The organism is Caulobacter sp. NIBR2454, assembly GCF_027474405.1.
Classification (GTDB): domain Bacteria; phylum Pseudomonadota; class Alphaproteobacteria; order Caulobacterales; family Caulobacteraceae; genus Caulobacter.
Genome location: NZ_CP114871.1, coordinates 976,316 through 989,848, shown reverse-complemented (window position 1 = coordinate 989,848; position 13,533 = coordinate 976,316). Strand labels below are relative to the sequence as shown.

16 protein-coding genes are annotated in these 13,533 nt (G+C 66.6%); 8 read left to right on the top strand and 8 right to left on the bottom strand.

What is annotated here, in order from left to right:
• Positions 1-2 precede the first annotated feature (2 nt).
• A complete protein-coding gene (locus O5K31_RS04800) occupies positions 3-773 on the top strand; it encodes a C13 family peptidase (RefSeq protein ID WP_269716184.1) in 771 nt (256 codons plus the stop codon).
• A gap of 7 nt (positions 774-780) precedes the next feature.
• Here the strand turns inward: O5K31_RS04800 and O5K31_RS04795 are convergent, their stop codons facing one another.
• A complete protein-coding gene (locus O5K31_RS04795; protein WP_269716183.1) occupies positions 781-1,299 on the bottom strand; it encodes a hypothetical protein in 519 nt (172 codons plus the stop codon).
• A 66-nt stretch (positions 1,300-1,365) separates the two neighbouring features.
• Positions 1,366-2,145 carry a helix-turn-helix domain-containing protein gene (locus tag O5K31_RS04790; protein WP_269716182.1) on the bottom strand — a complete coding sequence of 260 codons (780 nt, stop codon included), beginning with the start codon at positions 2,143-2,145 and terminating at the stop codon, positions 1,366-1,368.
• 68 nt (positions 2,146-2,213) lie between these two features.
• Here O5K31_RS04790 and O5K31_RS04785 point away from each other — a divergent pair, with 68 nt between their 5' ends.
• Positions 2,214-4,274 (top strand): serine hydrolase domain-containing protein, encoded by a 2,061-nt coding sequence (locus tag O5K31_RS04785; protein WP_269716181.1) that lies wholly within the window; start codon positions 2,214-2,216, stop codon positions 4,272-4,274.
• A gap of 5 nt (positions 4,275-4,279) precedes the next feature.
• On the opposite strand, the gene O5K31_RS04780 is transcribed toward O5K31_RS04785, so the two are convergent.
• Positions 4,280-4,636, bottom strand: coding sequence for a RusA family crossover junction endodeoxyribonuclease (locus tag O5K31_RS04780; RefSeq protein ID WP_269716180.1), 357 nt, complete (start codon positions 4,634-4,636; stop codon positions 4,280-4,282).
• A gap of 81 nt (positions 4,637-4,717) precedes the next feature.
• Between O5K31_RS04780 and fumC the strand changes: the two genes are divergently transcribed.
• On the top strand, positions 4,718-6,109 hold the full coding sequence (gene fumC, locus O5K31_RS04775) for a class II fumarate hydratase (RefSeq protein WP_269716179.1): 1,392 nt from the start codon (positions 4,718-4,720) through the stop codon (positions 6,107-6,109).
• Positions 6,110-6,162: 53 nt separating this feature from the next.
• Here fumC and O5K31_RS04770 read toward each other — a convergent pair whose 3' ends face one another.
• Both O5K31_RS04770 and O5K31_RS04765 read right to left on the bottom strand, forming a co-directional pair.
• On the bottom strand, positions 6,163-6,558 hold the full coding sequence (locus tag O5K31_RS04770) for a YccF domain-containing protein (protein ID WP_269716178.1): 396 nt from the start codon (positions 6,556-6,558) through the stop codon (positions 6,163-6,165).
• 32 nt (positions 6,559-6,590) lie between these two features.
• Complete coding sequence (locus tag O5K31_RS04765) at positions 6,591-7,526, bottom strand: polyprenyl synthetase family protein (protein ID WP_269717002.1); 936 nt, start codon at positions 7,524-7,526, stop codon at positions 6,591-6,593.
• Positions 7,527-7,706: 180 nt separating this feature from the next.
• On the opposite strand from O5K31_RS04765, the gene O5K31_RS04760 reads away from it, so the two are divergent.
• The gene (locus tag O5K31_RS04760; RefSeq protein WP_269716177.1) at positions 7,707-8,447 is read left to right on the top strand and encodes a tRNA1(Val) (adenine(37)-N6)-methyltransferase; all 741 of its coding nucleotides are present in this window, start codon (positions 7,707-7,709) and stop codon (positions 8,445-8,447) included.
• Here the strand turns inward: O5K31_RS04760 and O5K31_RS04755 are convergent.
• The 3 genes from O5K31_RS04755 to O5K31_RS04745 all read right to left on the bottom strand — a co-directional run bounded on the left by O5K31_RS04755 (position 8,444) and on the right by O5K31_RS04745 (position 11,067).
• Complete coding sequence (locus O5K31_RS04755) at positions 8,444-8,935, bottom strand: nucleoside 2-deoxyribosyltransferase (RefSeq protein ID WP_442867753.1); 492 nt, start codon at positions 8,933-8,935, stop codon at positions 8,444-8,446. The genes O5K31_RS04760 and O5K31_RS04755 overlap by 4 nt on opposite strands.
• 158 nt (positions 8,936-9,093) lie before the next feature.
• Positions 9,094-10,113, bottom strand: a complete 1,020-nt coding sequence (gene ilvC, locus O5K31_RS04750; protein WP_269716175.1) for a ketol-acid reductoisomerase — start codon at positions 10,111-10,113, stop codon at positions 9,094-9,096.
• Between the two features lie 156 nt (positions 10,114-10,269).
• Positions 10,270-11,067, bottom strand: a complete 798-nt coding sequence (locus O5K31_RS04745; protein ID WP_269716174.1) for an RcnB family protein — start codon at positions 11,065-11,067, stop codon at positions 10,270-10,272.
• Between the two features lie 121 nt (positions 11,068-11,188).
• On the opposite strand from O5K31_RS04745, the gene O5K31_RS04740 reads away from it, so the two are divergent.
• The 4 genes from O5K31_RS04740 to O5K31_RS04725 all read left to right on the top strand — a co-directional run bounded on the left by O5K31_RS04740 (position 11,189) and on the right by O5K31_RS04725 (position 13,489).
• A complete protein-coding gene (locus O5K31_RS04740) occupies positions 11,189-11,740 on the top strand; it encodes a DUF924 family protein (protein ID WP_269716173.1) in 552 nt (183 codons plus the stop codon).
• 92 nt (positions 11,741-11,832) lie between these two features.
• A complete protein-coding gene (locus O5K31_RS04735; protein WP_269716172.1) occupies positions 11,833-12,678 on the top strand; it encodes a thymidylate synthase in 846 nt (281 codons plus the stop codon).
• Positions 12,675-12,977, top strand: coding sequence for a phosphoribosyl-ATP pyrophosphohydrolase (locus tag O5K31_RS04730; RefSeq protein WP_332367269.1), 303 nt, complete (start codon positions 12,675-12,677; stop codon positions 12,975-12,977). The genes O5K31_RS04735 and O5K31_RS04730 overlap by 4 nt, the downstream gene beginning before the upstream one ends.
• On the top strand, positions 12,974-13,489 hold the full coding sequence (locus O5K31_RS04725) for a dihydrofolate reductase (protein ID WP_269716171.1): 516 nt from the start codon (positions 12,974-12,976) through the stop codon (positions 13,487-13,489). Before O5K31_RS04730 ends, O5K31_RS04725 begins: the two co-directional genes overlap by 4 nt.
• Positions 13,490-13,533 lie beyond the last annotated feature (44 nt).

The following is a 13,533-nucleotide window of genomic DNA, read 5'->3' as shown; positions in this document are numbered from 1 at the left end:
CCATGCGGTGGCTGGCGAGTGTCTTTGTGGCGTTCGCACTGGCCCTGCCGGGCCTGGCCCTAGCAGGTCCCTTCTCCAACTGGGCCGCCGTCGTTGTCGCCGCCGACAATCGGGCGCATGAGGGTGGCTCGACCGAAGCTTTCGACAACGCCCGTCGCGATGTCTCCGAACGGCTCGTGGCGATGGGCTTTTCCGCCGGCAACATCAGCCAGTTCTCGGTCCAGCCGGAAAAATACCCCGCCCCCCGGCCGCAGAAGGCCGACTTGCGCGGCGTATACGAACAGCTGAAAGCCACCGGCGGAACGGCCAAGGCGGGCTGCCTGCTTTACCTCACCTCGCATGGAGAGCCGCGCGGCATCACCTTTGGCGAAGGGCGCCTGTCGCCCGCCCTGCTCGCCGCGATGATCGAGGGCGCCTGTCCCGGGCGGCCGGTGATCGCCGTGATCTCGGCCTGTTTTTCCGGCGTCTTCGTCGATCCCCTGGCTGGGCCGCAGCGCATGGTCATGACCGCCGCGCGACCGGACCGTTCGTCGTTCGGCTGCGGTGAGAGCGACAAGTACCCCTACTTCGACGAGTGCTTCTTGAAGACCGCGTCAACCGCCCGCGACTTTGTCGCCTTGGCCAGCGGTACAAAGACCTGCGTCGCCGCCAAGGAAACCGAGACCAAAGCCGAGCCGCCGTCCGAGCCGCAGGTATGGATCGGCGGGGCCCTGCGGCCTGTCCTGCCGCTCTATCCGTTTCCCAGACAAACCACCGGACCAGCCAGTCCCTGAGACGCGGCTACTTCTTCTTGAGGGTCATCTCGAAGATCGGGGTCCAGGTCTTGCCGTCTGGGCTGTAGCGGCCGGTTTCATGCCAGGTGTCGGCCGAGAATTCGGTGACGTATTCGACCTTGCCGCCATTTCCCACGGTCATCCCCCAGACGAACTTGCCGGGCTCAACGGTCATGGGATGATCGCCGTACATCCCCGTCGAAAGGTTGGTGCGGAAACGATAGGCTTTGTCGCGCGGCGACCAGACGATCACGCCCATGGCGTCGTGGACCACATCATTGGGCGACGTCGCGTTCTTGTGCAGCCCCTCCACCAGCATCGCGGCCCCGCCGACCCGTTCGCTGACGATCTCCTGCGAGTTGAAGGTCTGCCGACCCGCGGCCGGGGTGCTCATCCAACCGGAGCCCTCCCAACGGCCGACCAGCGGCTTGAGCGGGGCCATGGCCTCCTGCGGCGTCGTCGGCTCGGCGGCGTATGCAGCTGTTGCGGCGAACAGCGAAAAGGCGGCGGCGATCAGATGACGCATTGTGTCTCCCCTTGGTCGGCCCGACCCTAGCGGTCCAGCTTCCCACGATCTTGAACCTTTCGGCCATCAGGCCACGAACCGATGCTCGATGCGGCGCAGATAGCGGGCCACCCGGCGGGGCGTCTGAGCGAAAGCCGTCCGCACGTCGCGGCTCAGATGGGCCTGATCGGCATAGTCGGCCGCCGCCGCCGCCGTAGCCCAGGTCTCATGGTCGGCCGCGGCGAGAATGCATGCTTCGCGCAGGCGGCGGATGCCCGCGAACTCCTTTGGCGTCAGGCCGACCGCCTCGAAGAACCGACGGCGAAGCTGACGTTCGCTAAGACCCGTCTCGCCCGCCAGATCGCCGATGCGTCCACGGCCCCCCTTGTCGATCAAGTCCTGGGCGACAGACGCTGCGGCGGGATCGAGCCTGACCCCGATGGCGAGTTCTGAGAGTACGGCGTCGGCCGGCCCTGTCGCTCCCGTCCGGGCCAACTCGACCAGTGCACAGGCTAGGCCGCCAAGCTGGTTGTCGCCGCCGAGCCACGGCCCTATCCGCCCTCGCAGAGAAGGGCCATCCACGCCCAACAAGGCCGCTCCCGCCGCCGGGGTCAGCCGCACCCCGCCGTAGAAGACCCCTGCGTGTACCTGAACGACATGCGCTGCACGGGTTGGGCCGGCGCACAGCAGCGGCGAAGCGCCCATCGGGGATACAGCGACGCTGAGAGATGTCGTCCCATCGGGCACGATCACGTGCTCGACCGACTCCGGCGCGCCGGCGCCAAGATGAAACCGCCAGTAGCAGGCGGCTATCGAGCGAGCCGCCGTTGCGACCTCGAGCTCTTCATAGAGCATATCGGCATTCATTGCGGTTTCCCCCTGCGGCGCCGCTACCCATGATCGCCGACAGTCCGTATCAAGGGGTCAGGTCAGCAGTGAATCAATACGAGGTCGAGCCGTTGTCGGTGCGCATGAACGCCAAGGTTTTCCTCGCCGCCGCATTCGGCGCGCTCTGTTTCGCGCCAGTCTCCCTGGCCCAGGTTGAGCCGCCCGCCCCTGCCGCCCCCGCGTCGCGCCCGACGGCGCCGGTCCCCGCCGTTGCAGAGCCGGCAAAGCCGAGCGCACCGGCCCTGACGCCCGCCCAGCTTGAAGCCTACGTAGATGGCGTAGTCGGCCGATCCATGGCCGCCGACCACCTGGCCGGCGTCACCGTCTCGGTGGTGCAGGGCGGGCAGGTGGTTCTGAAAAAGGGCTATGGCGTCTCCAGCCTCGATCCGATCAAGCCGGTCGATCCCGACCGGACCCTGTTCCGGGTCGGCTCGATCTCCAAGACCTTCACCTGGATCGCCCTGATGAAGGAGGTCGAGGCCGGCCGCATGCGTCTGGACGCGCCGCTCAACCTCTATCTGCCCGAGCGCCTGCATATCCGTGACCAGGGTTTCAAGCAGCAGATCCAACTTCGTCACGTCATGGCTCACACCGCCGGGTTCGAAGACCGCGCGCTGGGCCAGCTGTTCGAGCGTGATCCTAACCGCGTACGCCCGCTGGAGCTCTATCTGCAGAAAGAACGGGTCCGCCGCGTCCGCGAGCCGGGTCAGGTTCCGTCCTATTCCAACTACGCCGTCGGCTTGGCCGGCGAGGCGGTGTCCAACGTCGTGGGCAAGCCCTTCGAACAGCTGACCGAGGAAGAGATTTTCCGCCCACTGGGCATGTGGCGCACCACCTTCCGCGAGCCGCGCGACGCCCGCGAGGGTCTGCCCCTGCCCATGCCGGCTGACCTGGCCGCAGACGCCTCGCAGGGCTTCCATTGGGCGGGCGGCGGCTATCAGCCGCGACCTTACGAGTACATCGGCCAGATCGCTCCGGCCGGCGGCGCCTCCTCCACGGCGGGCGACATGGCCAAGTACATGATCGTTCTGCTGAACAACGGCGCCTTGGGCGCCGAACGCGCGCCGCTCTACAGTCCTGCGACCGGCGCCAAGTTCTCCGGCCAGACCTGGCAGCCCGCGGCCGGGGCGGCGGGCTGGAACCACGGCTTCATGGACATCGCCCTGCCCGGCGGTCGGCGCGGCTACGGCCACGGCGGCGCGACCCTGTCCTTCTTCTCGATGATGGTGATCGTGCCCGAACTGAATCTAGGCGTTTTCGTCTCCACCAACACCGACGGCGGCTACAAGCTGTCGGGCGCGTTGCCGGGCATGATCGTCGAGCGATTCTACGGGCCGGCCGCCGCCCTCGCAGGACCGCCGGCCATCAAGGCCGACCCCGCTGTTTACGCCGGCAGCTACCTGACCAGCCGCCGCGCCTATGGCGGACTGGAAGGCTTCGTCTCCCACCTCATCGGCCAGACCGAAGTCAGCGTGAATGAGCGCGGCGAACTGATCGTCAGCGGCGACGACGGGGCCCGCACCTGGCGCGCCACCGATCGCGAGGGCGTATTCCAGGCCATGGACGGACCCGAGACGATCGCCTTCGTGGTCGAAAACGGCCGCGCCGCCCGGTTCTTCTCGTCCAGGGGCGTGGCGACCTTCGAACGCATCGGACCGTTCAACCGAACGCAGAACCTGGCCCTGCTGGCCGCTATCGCCCTGCTGGCGTCCATCGCCACCCTGATCGGCGTCTTCACCCGCGACAGCCGCGAACTGCGGCAGACCTCGATCCAACGTCAGGCCAGCCTGATGCAGACCACCCAGTCGATCCTGTGGCTCGGCGCCGCCGCCCTCTTCGCCGCCTGGGGTCAAACCGCCAGCGATGTGGTGAAGGTGTTCTACAACTGGCCATCGCCGCTGGTGACCATCGCCTCGGCCTGCGCCCTGGTGGCGGCTATTCTGTCGCTGGTGACGATCGTGTTCCTGCCGATCATCTGGCGCGGCGGTCGTCGTGTGGACAGCTGGACACCTTGGCGGAAACTGCGCTTCTCGATCACCGCGGTGATCTTCGCCGCCTTCTCACTGATGCTGGCCTACTGGGGCGCCCTGTTCCCCTGGAACGTCTAGCGGGCCTAGGAGAGCTTGCGCACCTTCACGGTGATGCGCTCGCGCTCGCCTGACTGGCGCTGGACCAGCAGGCGGGCGACCTGGGCGTCGTCGTGGAAGGCGTAGCCCTTGATGGAGTCCAAGATCGCCTTGGCCAGGTTGTCGAGATCCAGCCACGGCGGATCGCCGACATAGTCCATGCCGATCTCCACCGAGAACTCGCCCCAGGCCGGCCGCGAGCCGCGCCAGGCCTTGCGGAAGAACTCATAGATCAGCGGCTTGTAGTACTTGGCCTGGGTCGTCAGACCGTCGACGACCAGCTCCAGCACGCCGTCCGCCTCGCGCGCGCGCACCTTGCCGTGATGTGTCCAGCCGTCATCCATGAGGCTCCATAGAGCCTTCGCGCTTTGCAGTCGCCCCCCAGGCCGCTAAACCGCCCGCAACACGCGTTCAGGGGATTGAGCATGACCGCCAACCGCACCGAGACCGACACCTTCGGTCCCATCGAAGTCGCCGCCGACCGTTACTGGGGGGCCCAGGCGCAACGTAGCCTCGGCAACTTCAAGATCGGCTGGGAAAAGCAGCCCCTGCCCGTGGTCCGCGCCCTGGGCGTGGTCAAGCGCGCCGCCGCCGAAACCAACCTCAAACTGGGCAAGCTGGACGCCAAGCTGGCCGACGCCATAATCGCCGCGGCGAACGAGGTGATCGAGGGCAAGCTGAACGAACACTTCCCGCTGGTGGTCTGGCAGACCGGGTCCGGCACCCAGTCGAACATGAACGCCAACGAGGTGATCTCGAACCGCGCTATCGAGATGCTGGGCGGCGAGATGGGCTCGAAGAAGCCCGTCCACCCCAATGACCACGTCAATATGAGCCAGTCGTCGAACGACACCTACCCGACGGCCATGCACGTGGCGTGCGCCGAGCAGATCGTCCACGACCTGCTGCCGGCCCTCAAGCACCTGCACGCCGCCCTGGCCGCCAAGGCCGCCGCGTGGAAGGACATCATCAAGATCGGGCGCACCCACACCCAGGACGCGACGCCCCTGACCCTGGGCCAGGAGTTCGGCGGCTACACACAGCAGGTCGCCAACGGCATCGAGCGCATCGAGCAGACCCTGCCCAAGCTCATGGAGCTGGCGCAGGGCGGCACCGCCGTGGGCACCGGCCTGAACGCCCCGATCGGCTTCGCCGAAGGCGTGGCTGAAGCGATCGCCAAGATCACGAGCCTGCCCTTCACCACCGCTCCGAACAAGTTCGAGGCCCTGGCCGCCCATGACGCCATGGTCTTCAGCCACGGCGCCATCAACACGGTCGCCGCCAGCCTGTTCAAGATCGCCAACGACATCCGCTTCCTGGGTTCGGGCCCGCGCGCGGGTCTGGGCGAACTGGCCCTGCCGGAGAACGAACCGGGCTCGTCGATCATGCCGGGCAAGGTCAATCCGACCCAGTGCGAAGCCCTGACCCAGGTTTGCGTGCAGGTGTTCGGCAACCACGCCGCCGTCACTTTCGCCGGCAGCCAGGGCCACTTCGAGCTGAACGTCTTCAACCCGGTGATGGCCTACAACTTCCTGCAGTCGGTCCGCCTGCTGGCCGACGCGGCGATCAGCTTCACCGACAACTGCGTGGTCGGTATCGAGCCGCGCATCGACAACATCAAAAAGGGCGTCGAGAACAGCCTGATGCTGGTGACCGCCCTGAACGGCCGCCTCGGCTACGACAACTGCGCCAAGATCGCCAAGACCGCCCACAAGAACGGCACGACCCTGCGTGAAGAGACCGTTGGCGGCGGCTACCTGACCAACGAAGAGTTCGACGAGCTGGTTCGCCCGGAGAAGATGGTCAGCCCGGGCTGATCGGCTTCAGGATTGAAAATTGTAGGGGCGGCTCTCACGGGCCGCCCCTTTTTCTATTTCCGCACCACCGCGGTCCCGATCGGCGCGAAGGCGATGCGGGCCAATTGCAGATCCTTCAGGGCGAAGGGGATGCCGATAATGCTGATGAACTCGGCCAGGGCGATCACCAAGTGCGCCAAGGCGATGTACCAGCCGCCCAGCACGAACCAGATCACATTGAGCAGGAAACCCAGCGGCCCGGTGCCGACATCCTCGCCGCTGACCGCCGAGCGCGAGACGACATCCTTGCCGAACGGCCAGAAGGCGAAGCCCGCGATGCGCCAGGCCGCGCCCGTATAGGGCAGGCCGACGATGGTGATAGCCAGAATCAGCCCGCCGAAGAGCCAGAGCAGGCCCGCGAGCCAGCCGCCAAAGAAGAACCAGAGCAGATTGAGGATGAGACGGATCATCCCGCCACTCTGTCAGACCTGAACCTTAAGCTCTAGGCCCGTCGGCTGACGGAGAAGTCGGCCAGCTCTTCAAGAGCGTCACGCCAGTCGTTGGCCGGGAAGCCCTTCAGGGCGGCCTTGGCGGCTTGGGCATAGTCGGCGGCCAAGTCCAGCGTCGCCTCCAGCGCGCCCGTGCCGACCATCAGTTCACGCACCTGGGCGAAGTCGGCGTCGGTCTGCTCGCGGCGGCCCACCGTACGCTCCCAGAACTCGGTTTCCTTGGCCCCGCTGCGGGCTATGGCCAGCAGCAGCGGCAGGGTCGCCTTGCCTTCGCGGAAGTCGTCTCCGGCGTTCTTGCCGAGTGTCTCGGTCGTCCCGCCGTAGTCGAGGGCGTCATCGACCAACTGGAACGCCAGGCCAAGGTTCATGCCGTAGGCGCGCAAGGCGGTAGCCTTCACCGTCTCCACCCGGGCCGAGACCGCGCCAGCCTCGGCGGCGGCGGCGAACAGCTCGGCCGTCTTGGCGCCGATGATCTCGATATAGACGTCCTGCGACAGGTTCAGGTCATGGCTGCGGGTCAGCTGCAGCACCTCGCCCTCGGCGATGACCCGGCTAGCGCGGGCCAGGATCTCCAGCGCCTTCATCGAACCGGTTTCAACCATCAGCTCAAAGGCGCGGGCGAACAGGAAATCGCCGACCAGGACGCTCTGCGCCCCGCCCCAGATCAGGTGGGCGGCGACCTTGCCGCGACGTAGCTGGCTGCCGTCCACAACGTCATCGTGCAGAAGGGTGGCGGTATGGATGAACTCCACCGCAGCGGCGAGCTTGAGGCAGTTGTCGTCCGACGCGCCGGCCAGACGCGCAGCCGCGACGGTGATCAATGGACGAAGGCGCTTGCCGCCGGCGGCGATCAGGTGATCGGCCAGGGCGGGAATGATCGCGACGTCGCTCTGCATGCGGTCGGTGATGAGGGCGTTCACCTTCACCATGTCGTCCGCCGACAGGCGGACAATGGGATCGACCGAACCGGGCCGACGAGCAGGAGCCGTGACGGCTGCGTCCAAAACTAGCGCTCCACTAATCTCCGCGAACAGCGGTCACTGTTTGCGGGAGTCCTATGGGTCGGGATAGGTCAGGGGTGAACCGAGGGCAAGGCTTGAAAATTCGACGTGGATAACGTTGCGGAAGATCGAGTGTTGAATGGACGTGTCCGCCTGCGACAGGCGGCGGGCGGCTATCGCGCCGGACTGGACGCCGCCTTGCTGGCGGCCGCCTGCGACGCCCCTGACGGTGCAAGGGTTATGGAAGCCGGCTGCGGCGCGGGTGGAGCCCTGCTGGCGGCGGCGGTGCGGCGGTCGGGCGCGCGGTTCACGGGCGTGGAGCGCGATCCGGCTGCTGCGGCGCTCGCTACGCAAAACGCCGCTCTCAACGACCTTTCCGATCGTGTGACGATCCTGTCGGGCGACGTACAGGCTGGCTTCCGCGACCTTGGCCTGGAGCCTTTCGATGCCGTGATGGCCAATCCCCCATTCTTCGACGATCCGAAAGCCCTGCGCGCTCCGGCGGCGGACAAGAGCGGCGCCTGGATGGCCGATGGGGGGCTGGAGGCCTGGACGGCTTTCCTGCTCAAGGCCGTGCGCGAGAACGGGACCATCACCATCGTCCATCGCGCTGACCGTCTGGCCGATATTCTGGCGCTGTTGGGCGCCAAGGCCGGGTCGTTTCGAATCCGCCCCATCCAGCCCTTCGCCGACCAGCCCGCCAAGCGGGTGCTGGTGCGGGCGATCAAGACCGGCAAGGCGCCCCTGGTGCTGTTGCCCGCTCTGGTGATGCATGACCGGACAGGCGGCAAACACACGGACGAGGCCGAGGCCATCCTGCGCGGCGAGGCGGCGCTGGGCTGGACCTAGCCCGCGTATTGCCTGATCGCCTCCAGGCACAGCTGCAGCCCGGTCAGATCGCGCAACGGGTCCTCGGTGACGACGATGAACAGCCGCCGCGCCTCAGCCCACAGCATCAGAGTCTCCGGCAGTTCGAAGTCCTCGACCAGGCAGCCGTCCTGATCATGGACCACGCCCTCGTCATCGACCTCTATGCCCACATAGCCCGACAGGCGGGTTGCGAGGTCCGCGTCGTCCTCTGTGGTGATGTTCATATAGGCGAACACCGGCTTGCCCAGGCCCGACAGCACGCCCGCCTCGAAGGCCGCGCCAGGATCGGCTGTCGGCCCGCGCCAGGGGGTGAGGTCGATCACCGCCGCGTCGGCCTGGCGCATGGCGGCCATGCGGGCGGCATAGATCTGGCGAGCCAGGATCTCCGATGGTTCCTGCGCCAGCAGGTTCGCCTCGTCCGGCAGCAGGGCGATCAGCCCCGCCGCATCACACAGGGCGCGCTGCATCCCTGCTTGGCGCACAGCGTCGGGAAGCCAGGGCTGAGGGCCGGCCAAGTACAGGGATCGGATTGAACGCATCCGCCATCTAGGCCTGCGAAGGCGGCAAGAAAAAGCCCCCTTCCGTCGAACGGAAGGGGGCCTGTTCATTGCGCTGTCGCGCCGCCCTAGTTGCGGGCGGTGTCGACCAGCTTGTTCTTGGCGATCCAGGGCATCATGTCGCGCAAACGGCCGCCGACTTCCTCGATCTGATGCTCGGCCGAACGGCGACGGGTGGCCTTGAAGGAAGGCTGGCCCACGGCGTTCTCAAGCATGAAGTCGCGCACGAACTTGCCCGACTGGATGTCCTCCAGCACGCGCTTCATCTCGGCCTTGGTCTCGGGGGTGATGATCCGCGGGCCGGTGACGTACTCACCGTACTCGGCCGTGTTGGAGATCGAGTAGTTCATGTTGGCGATGCCGCCTTCGTACATGAGGTCGACGATCAGCTTCAGCTCGTGCAGGCACTCGAAATACGCCATCTCCGGCGCGTAGCCGGCTTCCACCAGCACTTCGAAGCCGGCGCGGACCAGCTCGACCGTGCCGCCGCACAGGACGGCCTGCTCGCCGAACAGGTCGGTTTCGCATTCCTCGCGGAAGTTGGTCTCGATGATGCCCGAACGGCCGCCGCCGATGGCGCTGGCGTAGGCCAGGCCCAGGTCCAGGGCGTTGCCGGTGGCGTTGTGATGCACCGCGATCAGGCACGGCACGCCGCCGCCCTTCTGGTACTCGCCGCGCACGGTGTGGCCGGGGCCCTTGGGCGCGACCATCAGCACGTCGATGGTGTCCTTGGGCTCGATGAGGCCGAAGTGGACGTTCAAGCCGTGGGCGAACAGCAGGGCCGCGCCGTCGCGGATGTTGGGCGCGATGTCGTTCTTGTAGATCGCGGCTTGGTGCTCGTCGGGAGCCAGGATCATGATCAGGTCGGCCCAGGCCGCAGCGTCGGCCACGGTCATGACCTTCAGGCCTTCGCCCTCGGCCTTCTTGGCGGTGGGCGAGCCGGCGCGCAGGGCGACGGCGACATTCTTGGCGCCTGAATCACGAAGGTTCAGCGCGTGGGCGTGGCCCTGGCTGCCATAGCCTACGATCGCGATCTTCCTGTCCAGGATGCGGGCGAGGTCGGCGTCGCGATCATAATAGACGCGCATGTTTGTTTCTCCTGACAGGTCATTTTAGAGCCGGGCGCGCAAAGTCCATCCGGCGAAAGCGGGGCTATCCAGCGTTTTTTTGCGCCGCCGTCAAGGCCAGCGGTCATCCGGCGAAAGAAAAAACCCCGGCCTGGGAGGCCGGGGTTGATGGTCTTCCTACCAGAAGAGCCCGTAGTAGACGGTCAGAACCCGCCCGGTCCAGACATCGACGAGCAGGGCGTCAGGCCCGACCCGGACCCATTCGGTCCCGATGGGCGGCAGGGGCAAACCGTATGAGCCCCAGTTCAGGTAGTAGCTCGACCCGAACCAGGTCCGCGGCAAGAAGTCGCCATAGCCCCAGCTGCGAGCGTACCAACCCGACGGCGGACGATAGGGGGGAGCACGGAAGCGGCGGGGCGCGTGGTAGCTGCGCTGCCAGTTGCGATCATTGTAGTACGAGCGCCCCCGGTCACGGTCGCGCATCTGCGACGGACGTCGGTAGTCGCGGTCGAAGCGGTTGTCGCCACCCCGATTGTTGTCCCACCGGCGATCGTTGTCGTTGCGCCGATCATTGTCGCCCCGGTTCCAGTCCTGACGCTGCTCGCCACGACGGTCGTTGTCATTGCGGCCGCGGTCATTGCGATTGTCGTCACGACGATAGTCGGAGCGGTCGCCGCCGCGATTGTCGCCACGATTGCGGTCGCCACGCTGCCCATCGCCGCGCTGCTGCGGCGCGGCTTGAGTTGGGGTGTAGGCCGGCGGAGAGGTCGGCGCGGCCTGGGGCGCGGTATAGCCCGGTTGAACCGGCATGCCGGGACGGCCGCGCGGGGTGCGGTCCTGTTGTTCCTGGCGGCCGCCGCGATCTTCACGCGGACCGCCGCCACGCTCCTGACGCCCGCGATCCTGCGCCAAGGCGGCGGACGCGGTGCTCGCCACCAGGGCGAGGGTCAAAGCGGTCGTCATCAAACGCTTCATGGTCTAACTCCAGGGGCGACGGCTGTTTCCAAGATCGGAAGGCCGCCCTCGCCCGTTGCTCACTGATATGGGGTCGGGCGCATGAACCGCGCTTGAATAGGACGTGCAGGAGAAATCGGGCATGGCGACCCCGCAGGACGTGATCGGCTTCTGGACCCTGGCGGGGCCGGAAAAGTGGTTCGCCAAAAGCGACGGCTTCGATCAGGCCATCCGTCTGCGCTTTGAACCCACCCACTTCGCCGCAGCGCGAGGGGAATACGACAGCTGGGCCGCCAGCGCCGAGGGCGCCCTGGCCCTGCTGCTGCTTCTCGACCAGTTCCCTCGCAACCTGTTCCGCAACTCCGGCCACGCCTTCGCCACCGACCTGCTGGCGCGGCGGATTTCGCGGGACGCCTTGGCCGCTGGCTTCGACAAGCAGGTGGACGCCGCCCTGCGCCCCTTCTTTTACCTTCCGCTGCAGCATTCCGAGGATCGGGCCGACCAGGATCAGGCGCTGGCCCATTTCGATGCGCTAGCCGCCGAGCAAGGTGATCCGGAAATCGCCAAATGGGCGCGGCATCATCACGAAGTCATCCTCCGCTTCGGCCGCTTCCCCCACCGCAACAAGGCGCTGGGCCGCAAGACCACGCCGGAAGAACAGGCCTTCCTCGATGAGGACGGCTTCAAAGGCTGATATCCACAGAATACAGCGACGGGAAGAAACCCTTAACTGGCGTAAACCATGTTGTACGCGAGACCCTCCGAAACAGCCCGGAGTGATTCGCAATGAACGCCCACGTCGCCATTCTCGCCAATCCGCCGGCCGCCCAGGATCACCCTGAGCGCCAGTACCTGAACCTGCTTCAGGACATCCTCGACAACGGGGTGCAGCGCGGCGACCGCACCGGCACCGGCACGCTGGGCGTATTCGGCCGACAGATGCGCTTTGACCTGTCCAAGGGCTTCCCGGTCCTGACCACCAAGAAGCTGCACCTGCGCTCGATCATCGTGGAGCTGCTGTGGTTCCTGCGCGGCGAGACCAACATCGCGTGGCTGAAGGAGAACGGCTGCTCGATCTGGGACGAGTGGGCGGACGAGAACGGCGAACTGGGCCCGGTCTATGGCAAGCAGTGGCGCTCGTGGTCCACGCCGAACGGCGAGAGCATCGACCAGATCGCCCGCCTGATCGAAGGCCTGAAGACCAACCCCAACGGCCGCCGCCACATCGTCTCGGCCTGGAACCCGGCCGACGTGGACGACATGGCCCTGCCGCCCTGCCACTGCCTGTTCCAGTTCTTCGTGGCGGACGGCAAGCTGTCCTGCCAGCTGTACCAGCGCAGCGCCGACGTCTTCCTGGGCGTGCCGTTCAACATCGCCTCCTACGCCTTGCTGACCCTGATGGTCGCCAAGGTGGTCGGCCTGCAGCCCGGCGAGTTCGTACACACCCTGGGCGACGCGCACCTTTACCTGAACCACCTGGAGCAGGCTCGCACTCAGCTGGCGCGTGAGCCCCTCCCCCTGCCGACCATGACCGTGGCCGACAAGCGCGACCTGTTCGCTTTCACATACGAGGACTTCCAGCTCGAAGGCTACGAGGCCCACGCCCACATCAAGGCCCCGGTGGCGGTGTGAGCCCGCTCGCCGCCCTTACTGACAAGGTCATGGCGGTCTCGGACATCTATGCCGCCAACTACGGCATCGACCGCGATCGCGACTGGGCGCTGATCAAGCTGCAGGAAGAGCTGGGCGAACTGTCCCAGGCCCACCTGCGCCTCACCGGCCGTGGCCGGGGCGAGGCGACCGAAGCGGACCGCGCGGCCGAAGCCGCCGATGTCCTGTGCATGCTTCTGATCTACTGCCGCCAGGCCGGGATAGACCTCGACGCCGCCGTCGACCGCAAATGGCTGGCCTGGCTGAAAGAGCCTGCATGAGCGTCATCCTCACCGTCGGCCCGGTGGCCCGATCACTCAACGGGGTGATCGGCCGCGACAACGACCTCCCGTGGCGGCTGAAGTCGGACTTGGCGATCTTCAAGCAGACCACCCTGGGCAAGCCGATCATCATGGGCCGCAAGACCTGGGACAGCCTGCCCAAGAAGCCCCTGCCCGGCCGCATGAATGTCGTGCTGTCCCGTGACGGCTCGTTCGAGCCGCACGGCGCCCTGGTCTGCGAGAGCTTCCTGGAAGCCGTCCAGATCGCCCGCGAGCAGGCCGAGGACGATGGCGTGGACGAGGTCTGCGTCATCGGCGGCGCGGCCCTGTTCGAGATGGCCCTGCCCAAGGCCCGCCGCCTATACGTCACCGAGGTGCACGCCGAGATTGAGGGGGACGTCTTCTTCCCCGCCTTCGACGAAAGCGCCTGGACCGAGGTTCGCCGCGAGGAGCATCCCGCCGGCGAGGGGGATGACCACCCCTTCATTTTTCGGGTGCTGGAGCGGCGCTGATCGGTTGACGCGGCGGCAGCCTCGCCATCCCCATCCATCTACGC

Coding starts and splice junctions, on each gene's coding strand:
- O5K31_RS04755 (WP_442867753.1), bottom strand. CDS start 8,935: ATGCAGCGCGCCCTGTGTGATGCGGCGGGGCTGATCGCCCTGCTGCCG.
- O5K31_RS04765 (WP_269717002.1), bottom strand. CDS start 7,526: ATGGTGAAGGTGAACGCCCTCATCACCGACCGCATGCAGAGCGACGTC.
- O5K31_RS04790 (WP_269716182.1), bottom strand. CDS start 2,145: ATGAATGCCGATATGCTCTATGAAGAGCTCGAGGTCGCAACGGCGGCT.
- O5K31_RS04740 (WP_269716173.1), top strand. CDS start 11,189: ATGGCGACCCCGCAGGACGTGATCGGCTTCTGGACCCTGGCGGGGCCG.
- O5K31_RS04795 (WP_269716183.1), bottom strand. CDS start 1,299: ATGCGTCATCTGATCGCCGCCGCCTTTTCGCTGTTCGCCGCAACAGCT.
- O5K31_RS04745 (WP_269716174.1), bottom strand. CDS start 11,067: ATGAAGCGTTTGATGACGACCGCTTTGACCCTCGCCCTGGTGGCGAGC.
- O5K31_RS04725 (WP_269716171.1), top strand. CDS start 12,974: ATGAGCGTCATCCTCACCGTCGGCCCGGTGGCCCGATCACTCAACGGG.
- fumC (WP_269716179.1), top strand. CDS start 4,718: ATGACCGCCAACCGCACCGAGACCGACACCTTCGGTCCCATCGAAGTC.
- O5K31_RS04780 (WP_269716180.1), bottom strand. CDS start 4,636: ATGGATGACGGCTGGACACATCACGGCAAGGTGCGCGCGCGCGAGGCG.
- O5K31_RS04800 (WP_269716184.1), top strand. CDS start 3: ATGCGGTGGCTGGCGAGTGTCTTTGTGGCGTTCGCACTGGCCCTGCCG.
- O5K31_RS04770 (WP_269716178.1), bottom strand. CDS start 6,558: ATGATCCGTCTCATCCTCAATCTGCTCTGGTTCTTCTTTGGCGGCTGG.
- ilvC (WP_269716175.1), bottom strand. CDS start 10,113: ATGCGCGTCTATTATGATCGCGACGCCGACCTCGCCCGCATCCTGGAC.
- O5K31_RS04735 (WP_269716172.1), top strand. CDS start 11,833: ATGAACGCCCACGTCGCCATTCTCGCCAATCCGCCGGCCGCCCAGGAT.